Origin of the sequence: Cupriavidus sp. SZY C1, from assembly GCF_032190535.1 — a bacterium.
Taxonomy (GTDB): Bacteria; Pseudomonadota; Gammaproteobacteria; order Burkholderiales; family Burkholderiaceae; genus Cupriavidus; species Cupriavidus pauculus_C.
The window spans coordinates 22,524-47,117 of the sequence record NZ_JAUANU010000021.1; the positions used below are offsets into that span (position 1 = coordinate 22,524).

At 66.5% G+C, this 24,594-nt stretch carries 21 protein-coding genes and 1 tRNA gene; 18 read left to right on the top strand and 4 right to left on the bottom strand.

All coding sequences use genetic code 11. From position 1 onward, the window contains the following. The first annotated feature begins 21 nt into the window (after positions 1-21). The gene (gene rlmD / locus QTN24_RS23745; RefSeq protein ID WP_409559080.1) at positions 22-1,443 is read left to right on the top strand and encodes a 23S rRNA (uracil(1939)-C(5))-methyltransferase RlmD; all 1,422 of its coding nucleotides are present in this window, start codon (positions 22-24) and stop codon (positions 1,441-1,443) included. Between the two features lie 71 nt (positions 1,444-1,514). Here rlmD and QTN24_RS23750 read toward each other — a convergent pair whose 3' ends face one another. Beyond that, positions 1,515-2,219 (bottom strand): Bax inhibitor-1/YccA family protein, encoded by a 705-nt coding sequence (locus QTN24_RS23750; RefSeq protein ID WP_124685090.1) that lies wholly within the window; start codon positions 2,217-2,219, stop codon positions 1,515-1,517. A gap of 339 nt (positions 2,220-2,558) precedes the next feature. Between QTN24_RS23750 and ndk the strand changes: the two genes are divergently transcribed. The 16 genes from ndk (at position 2,559) to QTN24_RS23830 (ending at position 20,199) form a co-directional block, all read left to right on the top strand. Beyond that, a complete protein-coding gene (gene ndk, locus QTN24_RS23755) occupies positions 2,559-2,984 on the top strand; it encodes a nucleoside-diphosphate kinase (protein ID WP_124683966.1) in 426 nt (141 codons plus the stop codon). A 50-nt stretch (positions 2,985-3,034) separates the two neighbouring features. After that, the gene (rlmN, locus tag QTN24_RS23760) at positions 3,035-4,186 is read left to right on the top strand and encodes a 23S rRNA (adenine(2503)-C(2))-methyltransferase RlmN (RefSeq protein WP_124683967.1); all 1,152 of its coding nucleotides are present in this window, start codon (positions 3,035-3,037) and stop codon (positions 4,184-4,186) included. Continuing rightward, positions 4,183-4,962, top strand: a complete 780-nt coding sequence (gene pilW / locus QTN24_RS23765) for a type IV pilus biogenesis/stability protein PilW (protein WP_124683968.1) — start codon at positions 4,183-4,185, stop codon at positions 4,960-4,962. The genes rlmN and pilW overlap by 4 nt, the downstream gene beginning before the upstream one ends. After that, entirely contained in the window at positions 4,955-6,046 is a 1,092-nt protein-coding gene (locus QTN24_RS23770; RefSeq protein WP_313840085.1) for a RodZ domain-containing protein, read from the top strand. The genes pilW and QTN24_RS23770 overlap by 8 nt, the downstream gene beginning before the upstream one ends. A 48-nt stretch (positions 6,047-6,094) precedes the next feature. Beyond that, positions 6,095-7,390, top strand: a complete 1,296-nt coding sequence (ispG, locus tag QTN24_RS23775) for a flavodoxin-dependent (E)-4-hydroxy-3-methylbut-2-enyl-diphosphate synthase (protein ID WP_313840086.1) — start codon at positions 6,095-6,097, stop codon at positions 7,388-7,390. 41 nt (positions 7,391-7,431) lie between these two features. Further along, entirely contained in the window at positions 7,432-8,787 is a 1,356-nt protein-coding gene (gene hisS, locus QTN24_RS23780; protein WP_313840087.1) for a histidine--tRNA ligase, read from the top strand. A gap of 102 nt (positions 8,788-8,889) precedes the next feature. Continuing rightward, positions 8,890-9,519, top strand: a complete 630-nt coding sequence (locus QTN24_RS23785) for a YfgM family protein (RefSeq protein WP_124683972.1) — start codon at positions 8,890-8,892, stop codon at positions 9,517-9,519. Between the two features lie 41 nt (positions 9,520-9,560). Beyond that, positions 9,561-10,712, top strand: a complete 1,152-nt coding sequence (gene bamB, locus QTN24_RS23790) for an outer membrane protein assembly factor BamB (RefSeq protein ID WP_124683973.1) — start codon at positions 9,561-9,563, stop codon at positions 10,710-10,712. A 270-nt stretch (positions 10,713-10,982) separates the two neighbouring features. Continuing rightward, on the top strand, positions 10,983-12,326 hold the full coding sequence (gene der, locus QTN24_RS23795) for a ribosome biogenesis GTPase Der (protein ID WP_124683974.1): 1,344 nt from the start codon (positions 10,983-10,985) through the stop codon (positions 12,324-12,326). A 209-nt stretch (positions 12,327-12,535) separates the two neighbouring features. After that, entirely contained in the window at positions 12,536-12,775 is a 240-nt protein-coding gene (gene hfq / locus QTN24_RS23800; protein WP_066733804.1) for an RNA chaperone Hfq, read from the top strand. Positions 12,776-13,046: 271 nt separating this feature from the next. After that, entirely contained in the window at positions 13,047-14,315 is a 1,269-nt protein-coding gene (gene hflX / locus QTN24_RS23805) for a GTPase HflX (RefSeq protein WP_313840088.1), read from the top strand. A gap of 107 nt (positions 14,316-14,422) precedes the next feature. Continuing rightward, positions 14,423-15,760: an FtsH protease activity modulator HflK gene (hflK, locus tag QTN24_RS23810; RefSeq protein WP_313840089.1), complete on the top strand. Its 1,338-nt coding sequence runs from the start codon at positions 14,423-14,425 to the stop codon at positions 15,758-15,760. Positions 15,761-15,770: 10 nt separating this feature from the next. Next, positions 15,771-16,673, top strand: a complete 903-nt coding sequence (gene hflC / locus QTN24_RS23815; protein WP_124683977.1) for a protease modulator HflC — start codon at positions 15,771-15,773, stop codon at positions 16,671-16,673. Between the two features lie 140 nt (positions 16,674-16,813). Then, complete coding sequence (locus QTN24_RS23820) at positions 16,814-17,965, top strand: ATP phosphoribosyltransferase regulatory subunit (protein ID WP_313840090.1); 1,152 nt, start codon at positions 16,814-16,816, stop codon at positions 17,963-17,965. A gap of 187 nt (positions 17,966-18,152) precedes the next feature. Beyond that, a complete protein-coding gene (locus QTN24_RS23825; RefSeq protein ID WP_124683979.1) occupies positions 18,153-19,496 on the top strand; it encodes an adenylosuccinate synthase in 1,344 nt (447 codons plus the stop codon). Positions 19,497-19,629: 133 nt separating this feature from the next. After that, positions 19,630-20,199, top strand: coding sequence for a phosphoribosyltransferase (locus QTN24_RS23830; protein ID WP_124683980.1), 570 nt, complete (start codon positions 19,630-19,632; stop codon positions 20,197-20,199). A gap of 54 nt (positions 20,200-20,253) precedes the next feature. On the opposite strand, the gene QTN24_RS23835 is transcribed toward QTN24_RS23830, so the two are convergent. The 3 genes from QTN24_RS23835 to QTN24_RS23845 form a co-directional block, all read right to left on the bottom strand. Next, positions 20,254-20,865: an NAD(P)-dependent oxidoreductase gene (locus QTN24_RS23835; protein ID WP_313840091.1), complete on the bottom strand. Its 612-nt coding sequence runs from the start codon at positions 20,863-20,865 to the stop codon at positions 20,254-20,256. A gap of 64 nt (positions 20,866-20,929) precedes the next feature. Beyond that, positions 20,930-21,364, bottom strand: a complete 435-nt coding sequence (locus QTN24_RS23840) for an Rrf2 family transcriptional regulator (protein ID WP_313840092.1) — start codon at positions 21,362-21,364, stop codon at positions 20,930-20,932. Positions 21,365-21,786: 422 nt separating this feature from the next. After that, positions 21,787-21,873, bottom strand: a tRNA-Leu gene (locus QTN24_RS23845). A gap of 69 nt (positions 21,874-21,942) precedes the next feature. Between QTN24_RS23845 and rnr the strand changes: the two genes are divergently transcribed. Further along, positions 21,943-24,564 (top strand): ribonuclease R, encoded by a 2,622-nt coding sequence (rnr, locus tag QTN24_RS23850; RefSeq protein WP_313840093.1) that lies wholly within the window; start codon positions 21,943-21,945, stop codon positions 24,562-24,564. Positions 24,565-24,594 lie beyond the last annotated feature (30 nt).

Consider the following 24,594-nt stretch of genomic DNA (forward strand, 5'->3'; position numbering starts at 1 on the left):
ACAATACGTCAGGTCCCTCTGGTGTCTCAAGCCGTCGTTACTCCCCAGCCCGAGCAAGCGGGCCAGCCGGGTGCCGCACCCGCCGCATCCGCCACGCCCGTGCCCGCCGATCCCGTGGTCTCGATCCACAGCCTCGACATGGAGGCGCGTGGCGTCGGCCGCCTGGAAAACGAGGACGGCACGCCCGGCAAGGTGATCTTCGTCGAAGGCGCGCTGCCCGGCGAGACCGTGGCGTACCGGAGCTACCGGCGCAAGCCGAGCTACGAGCAGGCCCATCTGGTCGAGATCAGGCAGTCGTCGGTGATGCGCGTGACGCCCGGTTGCCAGCACTTTGGCGTCTGTGGCGGCTGCTCGATGCAGCATCTGGACGCGCGCGCGCAGCTAGCCATCAAGCAGCGCGTGCTGGAAGACGACCTCTGGCACCTGTCCAAGGTCAAGCCCGATGTGGTGTTTCGTCCCATCGCCGGCCCGGACTGGGGCTATCGCTACCGGGCGCGGCTGACGGTCCGCTACGTGGCCAAGAAGGGCGGGGTGCTGGTGGGATTCCACGAGCGCAAGAGCAGCTACGTGGCCGACATGACGCGCTGCGAGATCCTGCCGCCGCACGTGTCGGCGATGCTGGTGCCGCTGCGGGAACTGGTGACGGGTTTGTCGATCCGCGACCGCATGCCGCAGATCGAACTGGCCGTCGGCAACGAGGTGACCGCGCTGGTCCTTCGGATTCTGGAACCGCTGACCGATGCCGACAAGGACCTGCTGCGCGCCTTCGCCGACCAGCACGGCGTGCAGTTCTGGCTCCAGCCCAAGGGCCCCGACACGGTCTACCCGTTCTACCCGGCCGAGCAGGAACTGGCCTACACGCTGCCCGAGTTCGGCATCCGCATGCCGTTCAAGCCGACCGATTTCACCCAGGTCAACCATCAGATCAACCGCGTGCTGATCGGCCGGGCGCTGCGCCTGCTGGACGCCCAGCCGTCTGACCGCCTGCTGGACCTGTTCTGCGGCATCGGCAACTTCACGCTGCCGCTGGCCACGCAGGGCGCGTCGGTGATGGGCATCGAGGGCAGCGAGGCGCTGACCACGCGCGCGCTGGCCAATGCCGAGTACAACGGGCTGGCCGACAAGACGTCGTTCGCGTGCCGGAATCTGTTCGAGGTGACCGCCGAGGACATCGCGGCGCTGGGCCGGTTCGACCGCTGGCTGGTCGATCCGCCGCGCGAGGGCGCACTGGCCGTCTGCAAGGCGCTTGGCGAATTGAACCAGGCCGGCAGCGACCTGCTGCCGAAGCGGATCGTCTACGTGTCGTGCAGCCCGGCCACGCTGGCGCGCGACGCCGGCCTGCTGGTGCACGAGGCCGGATACCGGCTCAGCGGTGCGGGCGTGGTCAACATGTTCCCGCACACGTCCCACGTCGAATCGATCGCCGTGTTCGACCGCGACTGAGCCCTGGCGCGACGGGACCGGACAAAAAAACAGCCGCCCGAGGGCGGCTGTTTCATTGGGTGCGGCGCCGCTCAGTCGCGGTTGCCGCCGAAGATGCCCAGCAGGGCCAGCAGGTTCACGAAGACGTTGTAGACGTCCAGGTAGATCGCCAGCGTGGCGGTGATGTAGTTGGTCTCGCCGCCGTTCACCACGCGTTGCACGTCGATCAGGATGAAGATCGAGAAGATCGCGATGGCGATGACCGACAGCGTGATCATCAGCGCCGGCAGTTGCAGCCAGATGTTGGCGATGCTGGCCAGGATCAGGAGGATCACGCCGACGAACAGGAACTTGGCCAGGCCCGAGAAATCGCGCTTGCTGACCGTGGCGATCGTCGCCATCACGCCGAACACGGCCGCGGTGCCGCCGAACGCGTACATGATCAGCGCCGGGCCGTTCGAGTACGACAGCGTCAGGCTCAGGATCCGCGCCAGCATCAGGCCCATGAAGAACGTGAAGGCCAGCAGCAGGACCACGCCCATGCTGCTGTTCTTGGTCTTCTCGATGGCGAACATGAAGCCGAACGCGACGGCCAGGAACAGGATGGCGGACAGCCCCGGGCTGCCGGCGACCAGGCCCGCAAAGCCGGCGGCCACGCCGATCCACGCGCCGAGCACGGTCGGGATCATCGAGATGGCCAGCAGCCAGTAGGTATTGCGAAGGACCCGGTTGCGGACGGCCACATCGGTCACGCCCGCGCTGTTGCCGAATCCATAGGTATTCAGCTTGTTGTTCATCATGACTCCTGTCATCTGAGATACGTGAGGCGCCGGGGTAACCCGGCCGCACAGCGCCAATGTGGCATCGCGCCCGCGGATTTGCAAGGGCCCTTGTCTTGACAATTATCCTTGTCAGTAGTTGTTTTCCGAAAACGCAGACATTTTGACGCAAGTGCCGGGTATCTGTTCCCGCATTTCAACAATGTAATGTGCTTTCCGACGCATAATCTGCGGCACGGTGCCGGTGCGTCCGGGCGTCTTTCAAGTCATGCCGGCACGCGCTCGAATCCGCCATGCGGTCGTGCTAGAATTGCACGTTTAATCCATTTGTAACCCCTTCATTTTTCGGAGTTTTTCATGGCGATCGAACGCACCCTGTCGATTATCAAGCCGGATGCCGTGGCCAAGAACGTTATCGGCCAGATCTACGCCCGTTTCGAGGCCGCCGGCCTGAAAGTCGTTGCTGCCAAGATGGTGCACCTGTCGCGCGGCGAAGCCGAGCAGTTCTACGCAGTGCACAAGGAGCGTCCGTTCTTCAAGGACCTGGTGGACTTCATGGTCTCCGGCCCGGTCATGATCCAGGCGCTGGAAGGCGAGAACGCCATTGCCAAGAACCGTGAGCTGATGGGCGCCACCGACCCGAAGAAGGCCGAGAAGGGCACCATCCGCGCCGACTTCGCCGACAGCATCGACGCGAACGCCGTGCACGGCTCGGACGCCGCCGAGACGGCTGCCGTGGAAGTGTCGTTCTTCTTCCCGGGCATGAACGTTTACAGCCGCTGATTGTCTCTGACATCACGACTGAACCTGTAGCAACGCTGGAAACTGCCGTCATGAACTCTCTCGTCAACCTGCTCGATCTCGACGCGGACGCGCTCACCGCCTATTGCGGCGAGCTCGGCGAGAAGCCGTTCCGTGCACGGCAGCTGCAACGCTGGATCCACCAGTTCGGCGCCAGCCGCTTCGACGCCATGTCGGATCTCGCCAAGTCGCTGCGCGAAAAGCTCGCGACGCGGGCCGAGATCCGGGCGCCTGCCATCATCACGGACAACCTGTCCGCCGACGGCACGCGCAAGTGGCTGCTCGACGTGGGCGCCGGCAACGCGGTGGAGACGGTGTACATCCCCGAGGACACGCGCGGCACGCTGTGCGTGTCGTCCCAGGCCGGATGCGCCGTCAACTGCCGGTTCTGTTCCACCGGCAAGCAGGGCTTCTCGCGCAACCTCAGCACGGGCGAGATCATCGGCCAGCTCTGGATGGCCGAGTTCGCCATGCGCGAGCAACTGGGCCGCGGCCCCAAGGACGACCGTGTCATCTCCAACGTGGTGATGATGGGCATGGGCGAGCCGCTGCTGAACTACGATGCCGTCGTGCCGGCCATGCGGCTGATGCTCGACGACAACGCCTACGGGCTGTCGCGCCGCCGCGTGACGCTGTCCACGTCCGGCGTGGTGCCGATGATGGACCGCCTGGCAAAGGACCTGCCCGTGGCGCTGGCCGTGTCGCTGCACGCCTCGAACGATGCGCTGCGCGACGTGCTGGTGCCGCTGAACCGCAAGTATCCGCTGGCCGAACTGATGGCGGCATGCCGCCGCTACCTTGAGTTCGCGCCGCGCGATTTCATCACCTTCGAATACTGCATGCTCGACAACGTCAACGACACGGTCGAGCACGCCCGGGAACTGCTGAAGCTCGTGGCCGACGTGCCATGCAAGTTCAACCTGATCCCGTTCAATCCGTTCCCCGAGTCGGGGCTGAAGCGCTCGAACAACGAGCAGATCCGCCGCTTCGCCCAGGTGCTGATGGACGCGGGGATCGTCACGACGATCCGCAAGACCCGTGGCGACGACATCGACGCCGCGTGCGGCCAGCTGGCCGGCGAGGTCATGGATCGCACCCGCCTGGCCGAGCGCGGTAAGTTCGGCAAGATCACGCCACTGGTGCCGGTGGTTGCCGGCAGCGCTCGGGAGGCCCGTCCTGCATGATCCGTCTGCTTGTCGCTGCCCTGTCAGGGCTGTTGATGCTGTCCGCCTGCACGCTGCCCGCCGGGCCCACGCAGGACATCAAGACTGCTTCCGACCAGACCGCCGCGAACAAGCGCGCCGCGCTCCGGCTGCGCCTGGCGACGCAGTACCTGGAGGCGCGCCAGTACCCGGTGGCGCTTGACGAGGTCAAGCAGGCCATCGCGATCGATCCGGCCAACGTCGACGCCTATCACGTACGCGCCCTGATCTACATGGGCATGAACGAGAACGCGCTGGCCGAGGACAGCTTCCGTACCGCGTTGGGCATGCGCGCGGGCGACCCGGACATCCTGAACAACTACGGCTGGTTCCAGTGCCAGACCAACCGCTACGCCGAGGGCAAGGCGACGCTGGAACGCGCCGTGCAGGCCCCGTCGGCCAATGGGCCGATCAAGCCGCTGACCAACCTGGGCGTCTGCGAATTGCGCCACGGCAACTTTGCCGGGGCAGAAAAATATCTGCAGACGGCCTACGGATATGACCGGAATGATCCGTCAGTGCTCATGAATCTCGCGCAACTGTATTTCCAGCGCGGGGACATGGGACAAGCCCGGCAATTCGCTGGCCGCATCAATGGCAGCCGTTTTGCCACCGCGCAATCCCTCTGGCTGGGTGCGCGCATTGCCCATCGGCAGGGCGATACCCAGACGCAGGGCGCGATGATCGCGGAACTGCGTAACCGTTTCCCCGATTCGCGCGAGCTGACCGCATACGAGAGAGGAGCTTGGGATGAATGAAGAAGAGCGCGCCGGCAGCCAGGCCGCAACGCAAGTTGCAGGCGGCGCGACAGACTCCGACCGCGAGGCAGTGGCCCGCGAGATCGGGGCGCAACTGAAAGAGGGTCGCGAGGCGCAACGCCTGTCGCTGGAGGATGTCGGCGCACGGCTGAAGGTGGCGCCGAGCAAGCTGGTGGCGATCGAGGCGGGCAATGTGTCGAGCCTGGCGGACGTGACGTTCGCCAAGGGCGTGATGCGGGCCTATGCGCGCACGCTGCAGATCAATATCGATGGCCTGCTGGGCCAATACCATGCCCAGGCGCAGGCCATGCCGGTAACCGGCATCACCCGTCGCCACGAAGGCGCGCTGAACCAGGCGTTCGACGACCGCAAGCGCTTTGGCGGCAAGGCCAAGGGCACGGGCGGCGCCGGTGGCCGCTGGCTGTGGCTGGTCTGCGTGCTGGCGCTGGCTGGCGCCGGCGTGTACTTCGGCTACGACCATGCCAAGGCATGGCTGGAATCGCACAACCAGGCCGCCGCCGATGCGCCGGCCGGCGACCGCGCGGCCGACAAGCCGGCGGAAGAGGGCGGGACGCAAAGCAATGGTGACGGCACGGTATCGGCCGCGCTGCCGCCGGTGATGGCCGGCAACGATTCGCCCGCGCCGTCCGAGGCGTCGCCGGCATCGGCTACGACAACGACAACGACGACGACCACGCCGACCACCGCCACCGGCATGCCGCTGGCCACTGGCGGCGCGGTGGGCCTGCCGCAGGACAAGCCTGTGGCCCAGCCGGTGCAGGTGCCCGCGACGGCCACGGCCGCCACGCCTGGTGCGCCTGCCGCACCGGCCGCCACCGGCGACGGCGCGGTCCAGATCCGCTTTGCCGCCGATACCTGGTACGAAGTGCGCGACCGCACCGGCAAGGTCATCATGGGCGGCACCGGCAAGGCCGGCGACGCCGTGGCCGGCAGCGGCGCGGGTGGTCCCTACAAGGTCGTGCTCGGCAACGTGAAGGGCGTGGAGTCGATGGCGCACAATGGCGCGCCGGTCAACTTCAAGGCCGCCGACCGGAACAACGTGGCGCGCCTGACCCTGCAGTAATGCGGCCGGGCCGCGCAATCAGCCATGCCATTTGAAGGTGGTAACGCAATGCACCAGAAAGCTTCCCAACCGGTGATCCCGGGTCCGCTGCCACGCCGCGTGTCGCGCCAGGCCAGCGTCGCGTGGGGCGACAACATCGTGACGATCGGCGGCGGCGCACCGGTGCGCGTGCAGTCGATGACGAACACGGACACGGTCGACGCCATCGGCACGGCCATCCAGATCAAGGAACTGGCGCGCGCCGGGTCGGAGATCGTCCGGATCACCGTGAACACGCCCGAGGCCGCCGCCGCCGTGCCGGCCATCCGCGAACAGCTGGACCGGATGGGCGTGAACGTGCCGCTGGTGGGCGACTTCCACTACAACGGCCACACGCTGCTGCACGACTATCCCGAGTGCGCGCAGGCGCTGTCGAAGTACCGTATCAATCCCGGCAACGTGGGCAAGGGCGCCAAGCGCGACAAGCAGTTCGCCGAGATGATCGAGATGGCGTGCCGCTACAACAAGCCGGTGCGCATCGGCGTGAACTGGGGCAGCCTGGATCAGGACCTGCTCGCGCGCATCATGGACGAGAACGCCCAGCGCGCCGAGCCGTGGCCCGCGCAGAGCGTGATGGTCGAGGCGCTGATCACGTCGGCGATCGAATCGGCGCAGAAGGCCGAGGAAATCGGCCTGCCGGGCAACCAGATCATCCTGTCGTGCAAGGTGTCGCAGGTGCAGGAACTGGTGGCGGTCTACCGCGAGCTGTCGCGCCGCTGCGAATACGCGCTGCACCTGGGGCTGACCGAGGCCGGCATGGGCAGCAAGGGCATCGTGGCCTCGACGGCCGCGCTGTCTGTGCTGCTGCAGGAAGGCATCGGCGACACGATCCGCATCTCGCTGACGCCGGAACCGGGCGCGCCGCGCGAGAAGGAGGTCTACGTCGGCCAGGAAATCCTGCAGACCATGGGCCTGCGCAATTTCACGCCGATGGTGATTGCCTGCCCGGGCTGCGGCCGCACCACGAGCACGACGTTCCAGGAGCTGGCCGCCAGCATCCAGTCGTACCTGCGCGAGCAGATGCCGGTCTGGAAGGACCAGTACCCCGGCGTGGAGGAAATGGATGTGGCCGTGATGGGCTGCATCGTCAACGGCCCGGGCGAAAGCAAGCACGCCAACATCGGCATCTCGCTGCCGGGGTCGGGCGAATCGCCGGCCGCGCCGGTGTTCGTCGACGGCGTCAAGGTCAAGACGCTGCGGGGTGACAACATTGCCCAGGACTTCCAGGCGATCGTGGACGAATACGTCCGCTCGCACTACGGTCCCGGCGCGAAGCAGGCCAAGCAACAGGAAGCGGTGGCCTGAGCGCAGGGGCGCCAGGACACCACCGGTATCACGAAGAGAACATGAGCGAAGACAAGACGAAGGCCGACAAGGCACTGCAGGGCGTGAAGGGCATGAACGACATGCTGCCCGCCGATGCCCCGCTGTGGGAACTGTTCGACAACGCCGCGCGCAGCATGCTGCGCGCCTATGGCTACCAGCAGATCCGCACGCCGATCGTCGAGCATACGCAGCTCTTCGTGCGGGGCATTGGCGAAGTGACCGACATCGTCGAGAAGGAGATGTATTCCTTCACCGACGCGCTCAATGGCGAGAACCTGACGCTGCGCCCGGAAGGCACCGCCGCGGCCGTGCGCGCGACCATCGAGCACAACCTGCTGTACGACGGCCCCAAGCGCCTCTGGTACACGGGCCCGATGTTCCGCCACGAAAGGCCGCAGCGCGGCCGTTATCGCCAGTTCCACCAGCTTGGCGCCGAGGCGCTGGGCTTTGCCGGCCCGGACGTGGATGCCGAGATCATCCTGATGTGCCAGCGCCTGTGGGACGACCTGGGCCTGACCGGCGTGCGGCTGGAGCTGAATTCGCTGGGCCAGGCGCACGAGCGCGCCGCGCACCGCGAGGAACTGGTCAAGTACCTGGAAGGCTTCAAGGACATCCTCGACGAGGATGGCAAGCGCCGCCTGTACACCAATCCGCTGCGCGTGCTGGACACCAAGAATCCGGCGCTGCAGGAGATGGCCGCCAACGCGCCCAAGCTGATCGACTTCCTGGGTGCCGAGTCGCTGGCGCACTTCGAGGGCGTCCAGCGCATCCTGAAGGCCAACAATATCCCGTTCAAGATCAACCCGCGCCTGGTGCGCGGCCTGGACTACTACAACCTGACGGTGTTCGAGTGGATCACCGACAAGCTGGGCGCCCAGGGCACGATCGCGGGCGGTGGCCGGTACGATCCGCTGATCCAGCAGATGGGCGGCAAGCCCGCGCCGGCGTGCGGCTGGGCGATGGGCATCGAGCGCATCATCGAACTGCTGCGCGAGGAAAAGCTGGCCCCTGAGGCCCAGGGCTGCGACGTGTACATGGTCCACCAGGGCCAGGCCGCCAGCGAGCAGGCGATGATCGCGGCCGAACGGCTGCGTGACGCCGGCCTGGACGTGCTCTTCCACGCCACGCCCGACGGCAAGAGCGGCAGCTTCAAGTCGCAGATGAAGCGCGCCGACGCGAGCGGCGCCTCCTTTGCCGTTATCATTGGCGACGACGAAATCGCCGGCGGCACGGTGGCGGTCAAGCAACTGCGCAGCGGCAACGCCGCCGAGGGCGGTCCGCAGACCAGCATCCCGGCCGAGACCGTGGTGGAGTTCATCATCGAACGGATGGTGGACGCGCTGGAAGCGGACGACGACGAGGACGACGAGCAATAGGACGACGGGCAACAGGCGCGTCGTCAGACAAGTGCCGCACGGCCGCTGTCCTGGAAGGAAGCGGCCGTGTCAATTTCAACCAACGCAGGTAACTGCCTCGACATGGCTTACGATCTAGAAGAACAGGAACAGCTTGAGAGCCTCAAGGCCTGGTGGGCACAGTACGGCAACGCCGTCACGTGGGCGGTCATTGTGCTCTTGCTGGCCTTTGCGGGCTGGTCCGGCTGGAAGTACTGGCAGCGCTCGCAGGCCGGTGATGCCGCGCAGCTCTACGAGCAGGTGACGAAGGCCGCCGAAGCGCGCGACGCCGACCGCGTCAAGCGCGCCGCCACGGACCTCGAAGACAAGTTCGGCCGCACCGCCTACGGCCCGATGAGCGCGCTGACCGCCGCCAAGGTGCTGTACGAGGCTGGCGACCTGGCAGGCGCCAAGACCCAGCTTCAGTGGGCCATCGACCACGGCGGCGAAGACTACGCCCCGGTGGCGCGCGTGCGCCTGGCCGGCATCCTGCTCGACGAGAAGGCGTACGACCAGGGCCTGGCGCTGCTCAAGGACGCGCCGGCGCAGTACGAAGCGCTGTTCGCGGACCGCCGCGGCGACCTGCTGGCCGCCCAGGACAAGCGTGACGAGGCCCGCACCGCCTACCGCCGTGCGCTGGAAAAGCTGGGCACCGGCGAAGCCGGCATGCGCCAGATCATCCAGTTCAAGCTCGACGCGCTGGGCACCGCGTGAGCGGACCGCGGACCCTCTCAAAAAATATCGGAACGCATCCTATGACGTCATTGCTTCGCACAGCCGCAACCCGCACGCTCGTGGCCGGCACCTGCCTGGGCCTGCTGGCGGGCTGCTCGCTGTTCAGCAAGGAAAACAAGCATCCGCCTACCGAGCTGAAGCCGGTGTCGGCCACGCTGTCGGTCAAGCAGGCCTGGAAGGCCGACGTGGGCAAGAGTGGCCCGTATGTGATGGCGCCCGTGGCGGCTGGCGATGCGGTGTACGTGTCCGGCAAGAGCGGGACGGTGATGGCAATCAGCGCGGCCAGCGGCCAGACGCTGTGGAAGGCCAAGACCGACCGCGACCTGACGTCGGGCCCCGGTTCGGACGGCGAGACCACCGCCGTCGCGGGCGAGAAGGGCGCGATCTACGCGTTCGACAAGTCCGGCAAGCAGATCTGGAAGAAGCAGGTCAATGGCGAAGTCCTGTCGGCGCCGCTGGTCGGCAACGGCCTGGTGGTGGTGCGTACGACCGATACGCGCGTCATCGGCCTGGACGCCGGCACCGGCGACCGCCGCTGGATCTACCAGCGCTCCCAGGCCGCGCTGAACCTGCGCGCCGCGATGGGAATGGTCTATGCCGGCGACGGCATCGTGACCGGCTTCCCGGGCGGCAAGCTGGGCGTGCTGGCCCCGGGCAACGGCGTGCTGCGCTGGGAAAGCACCGTGTCCTATCCGAAGGGCGTGTCGGAAATCGAGCGCCTGAACGACGTGACCGGCGTGCCGGCCGTGCTGGGTCGCCAGGTCTGCGCCACGACGTTCCAGGGCCGGATTGCCTGCCTGGAACTGGCCAACGGCCAGCCGCAGTGGGGCAAGGATTTCTCGTCGCCGATGGGCTTGGCCCAGGACGAGAATTCGCTGTTCTCCAGCGACGAGACGTCGGCGGTGTTCGCATTCGATCGTCAGAACGGCAACGAACGCTGGAAGAATACGGACCTGCGCTATCGCCAGCTTGGTGCGCCGGCCACGATCGGCCGCTCGGTGGTGGTGGGCGACTATGAAGGTTTCGTGCACTTCCTGTCGCGGGAAGACGGCACCATCGTCGCGCGCATGAAGACCGACGGCAGCGCCATCAGCGCGGCGCCGGTCATCGCCGGGCAGACCCTGGTGGTCCAGACCCGCGACGGCGACGTGTACGGCTTCGTGCCGAACTGATTGCCAGCGGCGGCCCGTGCCGGGGCCGCCATCGTACCGCGTGCTGGCGCACGCGGCCCGGCCGTGCCCCTGTCGCACGGCCGGCGCCAATCCGGTAGCATGATCCCTGGTCGTGCAACACGGCGGGACGGAGCGTCTGGCTCCGACTTGCCCCCCGACAGGACGCCCGACAGACGTGGCCAGCCGTGATGCCCACGGCGGTTGTCGGCTCAACATGACTCCGGAGTTGCTGGGGGACGGCGCAGGCCGCCCCCTGTTCCCATTTATTGCATGAAACCAGTTATCGCACTCGTCGGCCGCCCTAATGTGGGCAAGTCGACGCTATTCAACCGGATGACCCGCTCGCGCGACGCACTCGTCGCCGACCTGCCGGGCCTGACGCGGGACCGCCACTATGGCGAGGGCCGCATCGGCGATCGTCCGTTCATCGTGATCGACACGGGCGGCTTCGAGCCCGTGGCCAAGGACGGCATCGTCGCCGAAATGGCCAAGCAGACGCGCCAGGCCGTGGTGGAGGCCGACGTCGTCATCTTCCTGGTGGACGGCCGCCTGGGCCTGGCGCCGCAGGACCGCGTGATCGCGGACTACCTGCGCAAGACCGGCCGGCGCATCATGCTGGCGGTCAACAAGGCCGAAGGCATGAAGTACACCTCGGTGGCCGCGGACTTCTACGAGCTGGGCATGGGCGATCCGTACGCGATCTCCTCCACGCACGGCGACGGCGTGCGCGAGCTGGTGGACGAGGCGCTGGAACTGGCCGTGCAGGAGCGGCCCGAGCTGGCCGAGGAAGCCGAGGCCAACCAGCGTGGCACCAAGATCGCCATCGTCGGGCGGCCCAACGTGGGCAAGTCCACGCTGGTCAACACGCTGATCGGCGAGGAGCGCGTGATCGCGTTCGACATGCCGGGCACCACGCGCGACGCCATCTACGTGGAGTTCGAGCGCGGCGGCAAGCCGTACACGCTGATCGACACGGCCGGCCTGCGCAAGCGCGGCAAGGTGTTCGAGGCCATCGAGAAGTTCTCGGTGGTCAAGACGCTGCAGTCGATTGCCGATGCCAACGTGGTGGTGCTGCTGCTGGACGCCCAGCAGGACATCTCCGAGCAGGACGCCCATATCGCCGGCTTCATCGTCGAATCGGGCCGCGCGCTCGTCGTGGGCGTGAACAAGTGGGACGGCCTGGACGGCCACCAGCGCGACCGCGTGAAGCACGACCTGGAGCGCAAGCTGCAGTTCCTGGGCTTTGCGAACTTCCACTTCGTCTCGGCGAAGGAGCGCACCGGCATCGGCGCGCTGCTGCGTTCGGTAGACGACGCCTACGCCGCCGCGATGGTGAAGCTGCCCACGCCGCAGCTCACGCGCGTGCTGCACGAGGCAGTGGAATTCCAGCAGCCCAAGCGCGCCGGCGTGTCGCGGCCCAAGCTGCGCTACGCGCACCAGGGTGGTTCCAACCCGCCCATCGTGGTCATCCACGGCAACGGCCTGCAGAACGTGACCGATGCCTACAAGCGCTACCTGGAGAACCGCTTCCGCGAGGCGTTCAAGCTCAAGGGCACGCCATTGCGCATCGAATTCCGTACGAACAAAAACCCGTACGCGGACTCGAAGGATTGAGCCAGAAAGGTGCCCATCCTCGTCCGAAGTTTCGTTTGCGTTCGTTTGGAACTGCGGCTAAATTCACGGTAGCAGGGGGAGCCCTGCGCGTTGATGCCAGCTTGGTACCGTTTTGATCTTTTTTCTGGCGCGTTTTTGCGCCAACTGACTTGAACCGGGGACTTTCGTCCCCATGATCCATCACTAAATCTATAATTTTGGAGTGTGCCATGAGCAACAAAGGGCAATTGCTACAAGACCCGTTCCTTAACGCGCTGCGCAAAGAGCACGTGCCGGTTTCCATCTACCTCGTCAATGGCATCAAGCTGCAAGGCAATATCGAGTCGTTCGACCAGTATGTCGTCCTGCTGCGCAACACCGTGACCCAAATGGTGTACAAGCATGCGATTTCCACCGTCGTGCCGGCGCGCGCGGTCAATTTCCGTGTGGATGATTCCTCCGAGGGCTGATTTTCCCTCATTCGTGGGTGGCCGCATTGCCATGCGGCCGTCCACGCTGCACGTTCCTGTCCCGCCGTCCTCCGGCGCGAGCCGCCAGCGTTGCCCCGAACGGGCCGCCTCTTCAAATTCCGGTTTCCGATCGACTCCGCACCTGTCCCGCTGCCTGACGGCCGCCCGATGCGGCAGGTTGCCGCGCCGCGGCCCGTGGTCGCGACCATTGTCTTGACAATCGGATTTCCCACCGTTTCCAACATTTATCCGGCGCCCCGCGTCCACCCGCTTGCAACCCAGAGCTACTTCCCAGACCGATCCCTCGCGCGCAATCCTCGTCGGCGTGGATTTCGGCAAGCATGATTTCCAGGAAAGCCTTTCCGAACTGGCGCTGCTGACCACCACGGCCGGCTCGGTGCCGGTGCACACGCTGACCGGCAAGCGTTCGCGCCCCGACCCGGCGCTGTTCATCGGCTCCGGCAAGGCCGAGGAGCTCAAGGAGGCGGCGGACGCGCTGGATGCCGACGTGGTGGTGTTCAACCACGCGCTGAGCCCGGCCCAGCAGCGGAACCTCGAACGGTTCCTGCGCCGCCACGTGATCGACCGGACCGGCCTGATCCTCGATATCTTCGGCCAGCGCGCGCAGAGCCACGTCGGCAAGGTGCAGGTGGAACTGGCGCAGGTGCAATACCAGGCGTCGCGACTGGTGCGGGCGTGGAGCCACCTGGAGCGGCAGAAGGGCGGGATCGGCATGCGCGGCGGCCCCGGCGAGCGGCAGCTCGAACTGGACCGCCGGATGCTGGACGACCGCGCCAAGCGGCTCAAGACCGATCTGGCGCGGCTGCAGCGCCAGCACCATACCCAGCGCCGCGCCCGTGCCCGCAACGATACGCTCAGCATTTCGCTGGTCGGCTATACCAACGCCGGCAAGTCGACGCTGTTCAACGCGCTGACGAAGGCCCGGGCCTACGCCGCGGACCAGCTCTTTGCGACGCTCGATACGACGTCCCGGCGCCTGTTCCTGGACGGGCTGGGCAACGTCGTGCTGTCGGATACGGTCGGCTTCATCCGCGACCTGCCGACCCAGCTTGTGGCAGCGTTCCGCGCCACGCTGGACGAAACCGTGCACGCCGACCTGCTGCTGCACGTGGTGGACGCGTCCAGCGCCGTGCGCCACGAGCAGATCGAGCAGGTGAACCGGGTGCTGGCGGAAATCGACGCGCTGGACATCCCGCAGATCGTGGTCATGAACAAGATCGACGCGGCGCCCGAACTGCTGGAACTTGGCCCGCGCGTGGAGCGGAACGAGGACGGCGTGCCGACGCGGGTATTCCTGTCGGCGCGCGACGGCCTGGGCCTGGACGCGCTGCGCGAGGCCATCGTCGAAGTGGCCCAGTGGCTGGCCACCCGGCCGGGCGAGCCGGCCCCGTACGATCCCCGGCTGGACGGTGGCGGGCTGGCGGGGGGAAGCGACGGCCAGGGCCTGCCCGAGCCCGATGACGAGGCGGAAAACGGACCCGGGAATCGCCCGGTTGCCGGCGACAACTACCCCAACTGAGCAAGCATTGCCGCCAATGGCGGCCCGATTGGGGGATTTTGAGCAAAAGTGATCAAGATGGCTGCTAGAATCCCCCTGTTCCAAACTTTCCCGGACCCGTGCCCTTCATGCCCCTGTTCCCTCGGAATCCTGACTCGCACTTCGTGCCAGGCAGCCGCGCCGCGCGGCTTGCTCGCTGGCCGCGCCTGCGCGCCATCTTCTCCTTGAACGACCCCCGCTGGGGCCGTAACGGTCAGGACGATGAAGACAAGGACAAGAGCCGCCAGCAGAACCAGCGGCCGCAGGATGGCCCGCCCGACCTGGACGAGCTCTGGCGCGACTTCAACCGCCGCCTGAACGGCCTGCTGGGCCGCAAGGACAACGGCGGCGGCGGGCAGGGCAACGGCTTCGGCTCGCGCCCGTCGGGCAGGGGCTCGAACATCGGCGCCGGCGTGATCGTGGCGGCCGTGATCGGCATCTGGCTGGCCAGCGGCTTCTTCATGGTGCAGGAAGGGCAGACCGCCGTGATCCTGCAGTTCGGCAAGTTCAAGTACACCACGGGCCCCGGTATCAACTGGCGCGCGCCGTGGCCGATCCAGTCGGCCGAGGTGGTCAACCTGTCGGCCGTGCGCTCGGTGGAAGTGGGCCGCGCGACGTCGATCAAGGACAGCAACCTCAAGGACTCGTCGATGCTGACGCAGGACGAGAACATCATCGACGTCCGCTTCACGGTGCAGTACGACATCCAGGACGCCAGCGAATTCCTGTTCTTCAACAAGACCGACCGCGGTGGCGACGAGGAACTGGTGACGCAGGCCGCCGAGACCTCGGTGCGCGAGATCGTCGGCCGCAACAAGATGGACGCGGTGCTGTACGAGAACCGCGAGCAGATTGCGCAGGGCCTGGCCAAGTCGATCCAGTCGATCCTGTCGGCATACAAGACCGGCATCCGCGTGATCTCGGTCAACGTCCAGAGCGTGCAGCCGCCCGAGCAGGTGCAGGCCGCGTTTGACGACGTGAACAAGGCCAGCCAGGATCGCGAGCGTGCGATCAGCGAAGGCCAGGCGTACGCCAACGACATCCTGCCGCGCGCACGCGGCACGGCGGCGCGCCTGAAGGAAGAATCCGAGGCCTACCGGGCCCGCGTGGTGGCGCAGGCCGAAGGTGACGCATCGCGCTTCCGCTCGGTGCAGACCGAGTACGCGAAGGCGCCGCAGGTCACCCGCGACCGCATCTACCTGGAGACCATGCAGCAGATCTACAGCAACTCGAACAAGATCCTCGTCGATGCCAAGGCCGGCAACAACCTGCTGTACCTGCCGCTCGACAAGCTGATGTCGCAGGTGCAGGGCGCCACGCCGCCGGCCGCCGCGCCGGGCACGACTGCGCCGCCGACGACGGAAGCACCGTCGCCGGACATCCGCTCGCGCGAATCGATGCGCAACCGCGATCGCGACGTACGCTAAGGAGACCGTCATGAATCGACTGATTTCCTTTGCCATTGGCCTGTTCATCCTGCTGGCCGTCGTGTCGTCGATGCTGTTCGTGGTCGACCAGCGCCAGTACGCCGTGGTGTTCGCCTTCGGCGAGATCAAGCAGGTCGTGCGCGAGCCGGGCCTGCATTTCAAGCTGCCGCCGCCGCTGCAGAACGTGGTCTTCATGGACCGCCGCCTGCAGACGATCGACGTGGCCGCCAACGAGCGCTTCCTGACCGCCGAGAAGAAGTCGATGGTCGTGGACTGGTTCGTCAAATGGCGCATCACCGATCCGCGCAAATTCTTCGTCGCCTTTGGCGGCAACGTGCGCGGCGCCCAGGACCGCATGACGCAGCGGATCGACGCCGTGGCGCGCGAGGAATTCGGCAAGCGCACGGTGACCGACGTGGTGGCCGGCGAGCGTGAAAAGGTCATGCAGAACATCCGCGTCGGCATGGCCGAATACGCGCAGTCCGTGGGCGTCGAGATCCTGGATGTGCGTCTCAAGCGTGTGGACCTGCTGCCCGCGATCAGCGAGTCGGTCTATCGCCGCATGGAGGCCGAGCGCAAGCGCGTGGCCAACGAACTGCGTTCGACCGGCGCCGCGGAAGGTGAGAAAATCCGTGCCGACGCCGATCGCCAGCGTGAAGTGGTGCTGGCCGAGGCGTACCGTGATGCCCAGATGGTCAAGGGCGAGGGCGATGCCAAGGCGTCGCAGATCTATGCCGATGCCTTCGGCCGGGATCCGAACTTCGCGCAGTTCTGGCGCAGCATGGAAGCCTATCGCAGCACGTTCCGCGACAAGGGCAACGTGATGGTGCTGGAGCCGAACTCCGACTTCTTCCGCTACATGCGGTCGTCGGGCGGCAACACGGCGCCGGCCGCGTCAGGCGGCAAGAAGTAGCGCGCACGGCGCGCACCGGGCATCGCGTCTGACGACAGGTGCCCCGAAACGCAACATTCGACAGAACCCCGGTCCGCCGGGGTTTTGTCCGGCTGGAGGGGTGCATCCCGCCGGCCAGGTTTTTGATAGAAGAGACCCCCATGTCCAACCGCTGGCTCCTGCCTGAAAACATTGCCGACGTCCTGCCGTCGGAAGCGCGCAAGATCGAAGAACTGCGCCGCCGCATGCTGGACCTGTTCCGCACCTATGGCTACGAGCTGGTCATGCCCCCGATGCTGGAGTACCTGGAGTCGCTGCTGACCGGTACCGGGCACGACCTGGACCTGCGCACGCTGAAGCTGGTGGACCAGCTTTCGGGCCGTACGATGGGCCTGCGTGCCGATATCACGCCGCAGGTGGCGCGGATCGACGCGCACTTGCTGAACCGTCCCGGCGTAACGCGCCTGTGCTATGCCGGCAACGTGTTGCACGCGCGCCCGGCCGGGTTCCACGCCACGCGCGAGCCGATCCAGATCGGTGCGGAAATCTATGGCCATGCCGGTCTGGAAGCAGACGTCGAGATCCAGGAGCTGATGCTGGCCGCGCTGCAGGTGGCGGGGCTGCGCGACGTACGTCTGGACCTGTGCCACGCTGGCATCCTGGAAGCGCTGCTGGCGGCGCTGCCGTCGGTGCGCCAGATCGAGGATGCGCTGTTTGCCGCGCTGGAAACCAAGGACGTGCCGGCGCTGCGCGAACTGACGCAGGGCATGCCGGAGACCGAGCGCAATGCGCTGCTGGCGCTGCCGACGTTGTACGGTGGTGTGGAAGTGATCGAAAAGGCCCGCCAGACGCTGCCCGCCAGCCCGGCGATTGGCCGAGCGCTCGATGAACTGGCCGCACTGACCGCCCAGGTGCGCGGCGCGAGCGTGAATATTGACCTGTCCGATTTGCGCGGTTACCACTATCACAGCGGTGTGATGTTCACGGCCTATGTGGCGGGCCTGCCGAACTACGTGGCCCGCGGCGGCCGCTACGACAAGGTGGGCGAGGCGTTCGGCCGTGCGCGGCCGGCCACCGGTTTTTCGCTCGACCTGCGCGAGGTGGCGGCGCTGTCGCCCGTGGAAGTGCGCGCCCAGGCGGTGTACGCGCCGTGGGACGCCGATCCGGCCCTGCGCACGACGATTGCCGCGCTGCGCACCGCCGGCGAGATCGTGATCCAGTCGCTGCCCGGCCATACGCATGAACTCGACGAGTTCAACTGCGACCGCCAGTTGCAGCGCCAGGGCGACACCTGGGTTGTCGTGCCGCGCTGACCTGTTTGTTTGCGAGCCGGCCATATCGTGCCGGCGTCTCCAGTTGCTCTCGCATGACGTTTGCTGCCCGTGGCGTCCCATGATCGCCCGGAATGGATCCCAAACGTCTGTGACACGGACGTGTGAAAAGCCGGAACCGTAGAACAACGAGAGTAGAATACGTTTTTAACCTTCTGACCAATTCAACATGTCCGCATCCGCAGTAGGCCAGGGACGCAATGTCGTCGTGATCGGAACCCAGTGGGGTGACGAAGGCAAGGGAAAAATCGTCGATTGGCTTACCGATCATGCAAAAGGCGTGGTGCGGTTCCAGGGCGGCCACAACGCTGGCCACACGCTCATCATCGGCGGCAAGAAGACCATCCTGCGACTGATCCCGTCGGGGATCATGCGCGAGAGCACCGTCTGCTACATCGGCAACGGCGTCGTGCTGTCGCCCGAGGCGCTGTTCCGTGAGATCGAGGAACTGGAGGGCGCCGGCCTGCAGGTGCAGAACCGCCTGCGCATTTCCGAAGCCACCACGCTGATCCTGCCGTACCACGTGGCCATCGACAAGGCGCGCGAAGCCCGCCGTGGCGCCGCCAAGATCGGTACCACGGGCCGCGGCATCGGCCCGGCCTACGAGGACAAGGTTGCCCGCCGCGCGCTGCGCGTGCAGGACCTGTTCGATCCGCAGCATTTTGCCGAGCGCCTGCGCGAGAACGTGGACTTCCACAACTTCATGCTGACCCAGTACCTGGGCGCCGAAGCGGTGGACTACCAGCAGATCCTGGACGAAATGCTGGCCTACGCGCCGCGCCTGAAGCCGATGGTGGCCGATGTGTCGGCCGAGCTGTACGCCGTGAACGCGGCCGGCGGCAACCTGATGTTCGAAGGCGCCCAGGGCACGCTGCTGGACGTGGACCATGGCACGTACCCGTTCGTCACGTCGAGCAACTGCGTGGCCGGTGCGGCCGCCGCGGGTGCGGGGGTCGGCCCGGGCCGCCTGAACTACATCCTAGGCATCACCAAGGCCTACTGCACGCGCGTTGGCGCCGGTCCGTTCCCGAGCGAGCTGTACGACAACGACAACCCGGCCCGCCAGGACGCCGTGGGCGTGCGCCTGGCCAACGTCGGCAAGGAATTCGGCTCGGTTACCGGCCGTCCGCGCCGCACGGGCTGGCTCGATGCCGCCGCGCTCAAGCGCTCGGTGCAGATCAACGGCGTGTCGGGCCTGTGCATGACCAAGCTGGACGTGCTGGACGGCCTGGAGGCGATCAACCTCTGCGTCGGCTATGAACTGGACGGCAAGCAGGTGGACATCCTGCCGCGCGGCTCGGACGCCGTGGCGAACTGCAAGCCGATCTACGAGGAATTCCCGGGCTGGAACGAGTCGACGTTCGGTGTGAAGACCTGGGACGCGCTGCCGGAAGCGGCCCGCGTGTACCTGAAGCGGATCGAGGAAGTGGTCGGCATTCCGATCGACATGATCTCGACCGGCCCGGACCGCGACGAGACGATCCTGCTGCGCCATCCGTACCAGGTCGCCTGACGCGACGGAAGTCTCCGTGAGCATGACCGTGGCGCCATGAGCGTCGCGGCCTCACAAAAGCCATTCGGCCCGCGACCAGCGGGCCGATGCTTTATCAAACGGGCCCGACGCGGCCCATAGCAGAAAAGACGCCATGAACCTGCCAACCAATGACGAAGAGAACCTGTGGGTCTCCTGGGATGAATACCACCGCCTGATCGCGCGTCTGGCGCTGAACGTGCACGAGTCGGGCTGGAAGTTTGACAAGATCCTGTGCCTGGCCCGTGGCGGCCTGCGCGTGGGCGACCAGATGTCGCGGATCTTCGACGTGCCGCTGGCCATCCTGGCCACCAGCTCGTACCGCGAGGCAGCCGGCACCCAGCAGGGCGACCTGGACATCGCGCAGTACATCACGATGACCCGTGGCGAACTGTCCGGCAAGATCCTGCTGGTCGATGACCTGGTCGATTCCGGCGTGACGCTGGAACGCGTGGGCCGTCACCTGAAGGAGCGCTATCCGGCCGTGACCGACGTGCGCTCGGCCGTGCTCTGGTACAAGGCGTGCTCGAAGGTCGAGCCGGACTACCACGTGACGTTCCTGCCGTCGAACCCCTGGATCCACCAGCCGTTCGAGGAATACGACACGCTGCGCCCGCACAACCTGGCTGCCTGGCTCAAGCGCGGCAAGCGCGCCAGCCTGCTGGAAGACGACAGCGCCGCTTGACGCGCGGCGCCGCGCCGGCCCACGCTCCCGCACGGGGAGGGTGGGCCCGGGGCATCAGTACCCCACCGTAAAACGCTCCCGCACATGCCTGGGCTGCTCGATTTCGTCGAGCATGGCGATGGCATAGTCTTCCATGGAGATCCAGCTCTTGCCGTCTGCGGCGGTGAGCAGATCGTCCTTCCCCAGGCGGAACCGGCCCGTCCGTTCGCCCGGCGTGAACAGGGCGGACGGCGACAGGAACGTCCAGTCCAGCGACGCCTCGCCCCGCAACGCATTCAGGAAATCGCGACCTGCCGACGCCTCGGCCTTGTAGGCATCGGGAAAGCTCGGCGTATCGACCAGTTGCACGCCCGGCGCCACGTACAGGCTGCCCGCGCCGCCCACCACGAGCAGGCGCCGCACGCCAGCCGCCTTGACCGCCGCGGTGATCTGGGCCGCGCTGGTTTGCAGGAACCGCACAGTGCTGATGACGACGTCGTGGCCGGCCAGGGCCTGCGTCAGGGCCGGGGCGTCGGCGATGTCGACGTCGCGGGTCGTGACGCCGTCGCGGGCGGGTAGGGCCGACGCCTTGCGGGCGAGGGCGGTCACTGCATGGCCGCGCCGCACAGCCTCCTCGGTCAGGCGGCTGCCGACGTTGCCGGTGGCACCGATGATGGCGATCTTCATGTTCGACTCCTTTCGGATCAGGGTTGATGTGAAACCATATCGGTTACACATTGGGGTAAAAAAATCAGCGCTTGCGGCGCCGGGCGGCATGTTCGACCTCGTCGAGCATGCTGGCAATCGTGATGGCCTGGAGCGAGGCATCCATGGCCGCCTGGGCACGATCGGCCACCGTCTGCAGCGCGCCCGTGATCTCGCGGCCGACCATGCACGCCGGATTGGGCGCGCTCTGGTGCAGCGTGATCAGCGCGGTGGTCTCGGTGGCGCGGAACACGTCGAGCAGCGTGATGGCCGACGCCGGCCGCGCCAGCATCGCGCCGCCGGTGCTGCCCATCGTCGTCGTCACGAACCCCGCCTCGGTCAGCGCGCCGATCATGCGCCGGATCAGCGCCGGGTTGGTACCGACGCTGCCGGCGATCATCGACGACGGCATCGGGCCTTCGGCCTGTGCCAGCAGGGTAAGGATATGGACGGCAACGGCGAACCGGCTACTGGTGCTCATGCGGAAATCTCAATGTGAAACCATGATAGTTACAGATACTCTGGCCGTCAACCGGTGATTTGGCGGCACAGGCCGATGTATTTTTGGCGATGGAATGGGGGAAGATGGCGAGATAATGCCGGAATCGACACTGAAACTGATACACTCATCCACGGCTCGCTGTAAGAAACGAGCGATGGACAAGGCAACGAGAGGAGAGGGTTTGAACGATTCGGCGACGCAAAAACAAAAAACCCGCAACGTGCGTTGCGGGTTTCTCGCTGAATCTCTGGTGCCCAGGAGAGGACTCGGTCACCCGGGCGCGACCCCGGGGTTGCGCTGGCAGGCGCAACCCATTCGAGTCCCCGCGCGACGTCCTCAAGGACGTCCCTTCCTGGGCGTACAAATGAAAAGACCCTGCTCGTGGAGCAGGGTCTCGAAGATGGTGCCCAGGAGAGGACTCGAACCTCCACAGTGTTGCCACCGCTAGGACCTGAACCTAGTGCGTCTACCAATTCCGCCACCTGGGCAGGTGTCGAAACAACCGAAGCGGCCATTATAGCGACCGTCAAACGTTTGTCAAATAGTTTCGAGAAAAATTGAATCAGAACAACTATCCGATCCCCAGCCGGGAAGAAATCCTCGGCGTACTGAGAACTTCGGGGTCGCCCCTGTCGGCCGGCGATATCGCCAAGGCCCTGGCCGTCACGCGCAAGGAGCATGACGGCTTTCAGAAACGGCTCGCCGCCATGGAGCGCGACGGCCAGATCGAACTGAATCGCAAGGGCCGCTACGAGCTGGCCCATCAACCGAACTTCGTGGTCGGGCGCGTGCAGGGCCATCGCGATGGCTTTGGCTTCCTGATCCGCGACGACGGTGAGGACGACATCTTCCTGCCCGAGCGCGAACTGCAGAAGGCCATGCACAACGACCGCGCGCAGGTGCGCGTGGTGGGGTACGACCGTCGCGGCCGGCCCGAGGGGCAGATCGTCGAGATCGTCGAGCGCGCCAACCGCTTCGTGATCGGCCGCCTGCTGTCCGAGAACGGCGTGCTGGTGGTGGCGCCCGAGGACAAGCGCATCGGGCAGGACATCCTGATCCCGCCCAAGGCGCAGGGCAAGGCCCGCGTCGGCCAGGTGGTCAGCGTCGAACTGGTCGAATGGCCGGACCGCTACGTGCAGCCCGTGGGCCGCGTGGTGGAGGTGCTGGGCGAGATCGACGACCCCGGCATGGAGATCGAGATCGCGGTGCGCAAGTACGGCGTGCCGCACGAGTTCTCGGCCGCCGCCGCCAAGGAAGCCCAGGCACTGCCCGACGAGGTGCGCGACGCCGATCTGGATCACCGGATCGACCTGCGCGACGTGCCGCTGGTGACGATCGACGGCGAGGATGCGCGCGATTTCGACGATGCGGTCTACTGCGAGCCGGTCAAGATCGGCCGAACCAAGGGCTGGCGCCTGATCGTGGCGATTGCCGACGTGTCGCACTACGTGCGGCCCGGCACGCCGCTGGACGCCGACGCGCTGGACCGCGCCACGTCGGTGTACTTCCCGCGGCGCGTGATCCCGATGCTGCCCGAGAAGCTGTCGAACGGCCTCTGCTCGCTGAACCCGAACGTCGATCGCCTCTGCATGGTCTGCGACGCCGTGATCACGGCCAAGGGCGAGCTGAAGGGGTACCAGTTCTACCCGGCCGTCATGCACTCGGCCGCGCGGCTGACCTACAACGAGGTCTGGGCCGTCCTGTCGAACACCAAGGGCCCGGAGGCGCACAAGCGCGCCGAGCTGGTGCCGCACCTGCAGAACCTGTACGAGCTGTTCCAGGTCCTGCTCAAGGCCCGGCGCGAGCGCGGCGCGATCGACTTCGACACCACCGAGACCTACATCGTCTGCAACGCGCAGGGCAAGATCGAGCAGATCCTGCCGCGCACCCGCAACGACGCCCACCGGCTGATCGAGGAATGCATGCTGACGGCCAACGTCTGCGCGGCCGACTTCCTTGAGCGCTTCAAGCATCCGGCGCTGTTCCGCATCCACGCGGGGCCGAGCGAGGAAAAGCTCAAGAACCTGCGCGAATTCCTGCGCACGGCCGGGCTGTCGCTGGGCGGTGGCGACAAGCCGCAGGCATCGGATTACGCCGAGGTGATGGACAAGATCAAGTCCCGCCCCGACGCGCCGATGCTGCAGACGATGCTGCTGCGCTCGATGCAGCAGGCCGTCTACAGCCCGGACAACATCGGCCACTTTGGCCTGGCGTACGAGGCCTACGCCCACTTCACCAGCCCGATCCGCCGCTATCCGGACTTGCTGGTGCACCGCTCGATCAAGGCGATCCTGGCGCATACGAAGTACCGCCCGGCCTTTGTGACGGGCACCGAGCTGAACACGCAGATTTCGCCGAAGGCGCGCCGCATGCAGGCGGCCGACGCCGAGAAGCGCGCCGAGAATGCCGCCGCCCGCGCCCGCCGCGACGAGGGCATCTGGGACGAACTGGGGCTGCACTGCTCGGCCAACGAACGCCGCGCGGACGAAGCCTCGCGCGACGTCGAAGCCTGGCTGAAGTGCTACTTCATGCGCGACAAGCTCGGCAGCGACTTCGCCGGCACGATCAGCGCGGTTACCTCGTTCGGCATCTTCGTGCAGCTCGACGAGCTGTACGTGGAGGGCCTGGTGCACGTGACCGAACTGGGCAGCGACTACTTCCAGTACGACGAGGCACGCAACGAACTGCGCGGCGAGCGCACCGGCATCCGCTACCGGCTGACCGATCGGGTGCGCGTGCAGGTGTCCCGCGTGGACCTGGACGCGCGCAAGATTGACTTCCGCCTGGTGCAGGAGCCGTCGGCCAAGACGCTGCGCGCCCGCGCCGGCGTGCCCGAACAGCCGCGCGTACCGGCCGCCCACGCGGTGCCGGCGCGCAAGAAGGGGCGCCAGCTGGCGGCGCTGCTGGGCGGAACGTCCAAGCCGGAGGAATCGTTCGACGAAACGCTCGACCGCGTGATCGAAGAGCAACCCGTGTTCGAAGCGGTGATTACGCCGGTCAAGCCGCGCGAAGCCAATGTCGGACACCCGGCACATTCGGGCCGCAAGGCGCCGGCCGGCAAGCCGGAAAAGCGTGCGGCCAAGCCGAAGCCCGCGCACCTGAAGACGCCGCGCAAGGCGGCGGCCAAGCGGCCGGCCAAGCCGGCTGGCAAGACGGGACGCCCGGCCCGCAAGCGGTAAGCAAATCGGCGTTGTGGAAGGCCATGGCGG

Excerpts from the sequence above, each read along its gene's own strand:
- QTN24_RS23750 (WP_124685090.1), bottom strand. The coding sequence starts at position 2,219 with ATGAACAACAAGCTGAATACCTATGGATTCGGCAACAGCGCGGGCGTG.
- ndk (WP_124683966.1), top strand. The coding sequence starts at position 2,559 with ATGGCGATCGAACGCACCCTGTCGATTATCAAGCCGGATGCCGTGGCC.
- rlmN (WP_124683967.1), top strand. The coding sequence starts at position 3,035 with ATGAACTCTCTCGTCAACCTGCTCGATCTCGACGCGGACGCGCTCACC.
- pilW (WP_124683968.1), top strand. The coding sequence starts at position 4,183 with ATGATCCGTCTGCTTGTCGCTGCCCTGTCAGGGCTGTTGATGCTGTCC.
- QTN24_RS23770 (WP_313840085.1), top strand. The coding sequence starts at position 4,955 with ATGAATGAAGAAGAGCGCGCCGGCAGCCAGGCCGCAACGCAAGTTGCA.
- ispG (WP_313840086.1), top strand. The coding sequence starts at position 6,095 with ATGCACCAGAAAGCTTCCCAACCGGTGATCCCGGGTCCGCTGCCACGC.
- hisS (WP_313840087.1), top strand. The coding sequence starts at position 7,432 with ATGAGCGAAGACAAGACGAAGGCCGACAAGGCACTGCAGGGCGTGAAG.
- QTN24_RS23785 (WP_124683972.1), top strand. The coding sequence starts at position 8,890 with ATGGCTTACGATCTAGAAGAACAGGAACAGCTTGAGAGCCTCAAGGCC.
- bamB (WP_124683973.1), top strand. The coding sequence starts at position 9,561 with ATGACGTCATTGCTTCGCACAGCCGCAACCCGCACGCTCGTGGCCGGC.
- der (WP_124683974.1), top strand. The coding sequence starts at position 10,983 with ATGAAACCAGTTATCGCACTCGTCGGCCGCCCTAATGTGGGCAAGTCG.
- hfq (WP_066733804.1), top strand. The coding sequence starts at position 12,536 with ATGAGCAACAAAGGGCAATTGCTACAAGACCCGTTCCTTAACGCGCTG.
- hflK (WP_313840089.1), top strand. The coding sequence starts at position 14,423 with ATGCCCCTGTTCCCTCGGAATCCTGACTCGCACTTCGTGCCAGGCAGC.
- hflC (WP_124683977.1), top strand. The coding sequence starts at position 15,771 with ATGAATCGACTGATTTCCTTTGCCATTGGCCTGTTCATCCTGCTGGCC.
- QTN24_RS23820 (WP_313840090.1), top strand. The coding sequence starts at position 16,814 with ATGTCCAACCGCTGGCTCCTGCCTGAAAACATTGCCGACGTCCTGCCG.
- QTN24_RS23825 (WP_124683979.1), top strand. The coding sequence starts at position 18,153 with ATGTCCGCATCCGCAGTAGGCCAGGGACGCAATGTCGTCGTGATCGGA.
- QTN24_RS23830 (WP_124683980.1), top strand. The coding sequence starts at position 19,630 with ATGAACCTGCCAACCAATGACGAAGAGAACCTGTGGGTCTCCTGGGAT.
- QTN24_RS23835 (WP_313840091.1), bottom strand. The coding sequence starts at position 20,865 with ATGAAGATCGCCATCATCGGTGCCACCGGCAACGTCGGCAGCCGCCTG.
- QTN24_RS23840 (WP_313840092.1), bottom strand. The coding sequence starts at position 21,364 with ATGAGCACCAGTAGCCGGTTCGCCGTTGCCGTCCATATCCTTACCCTG.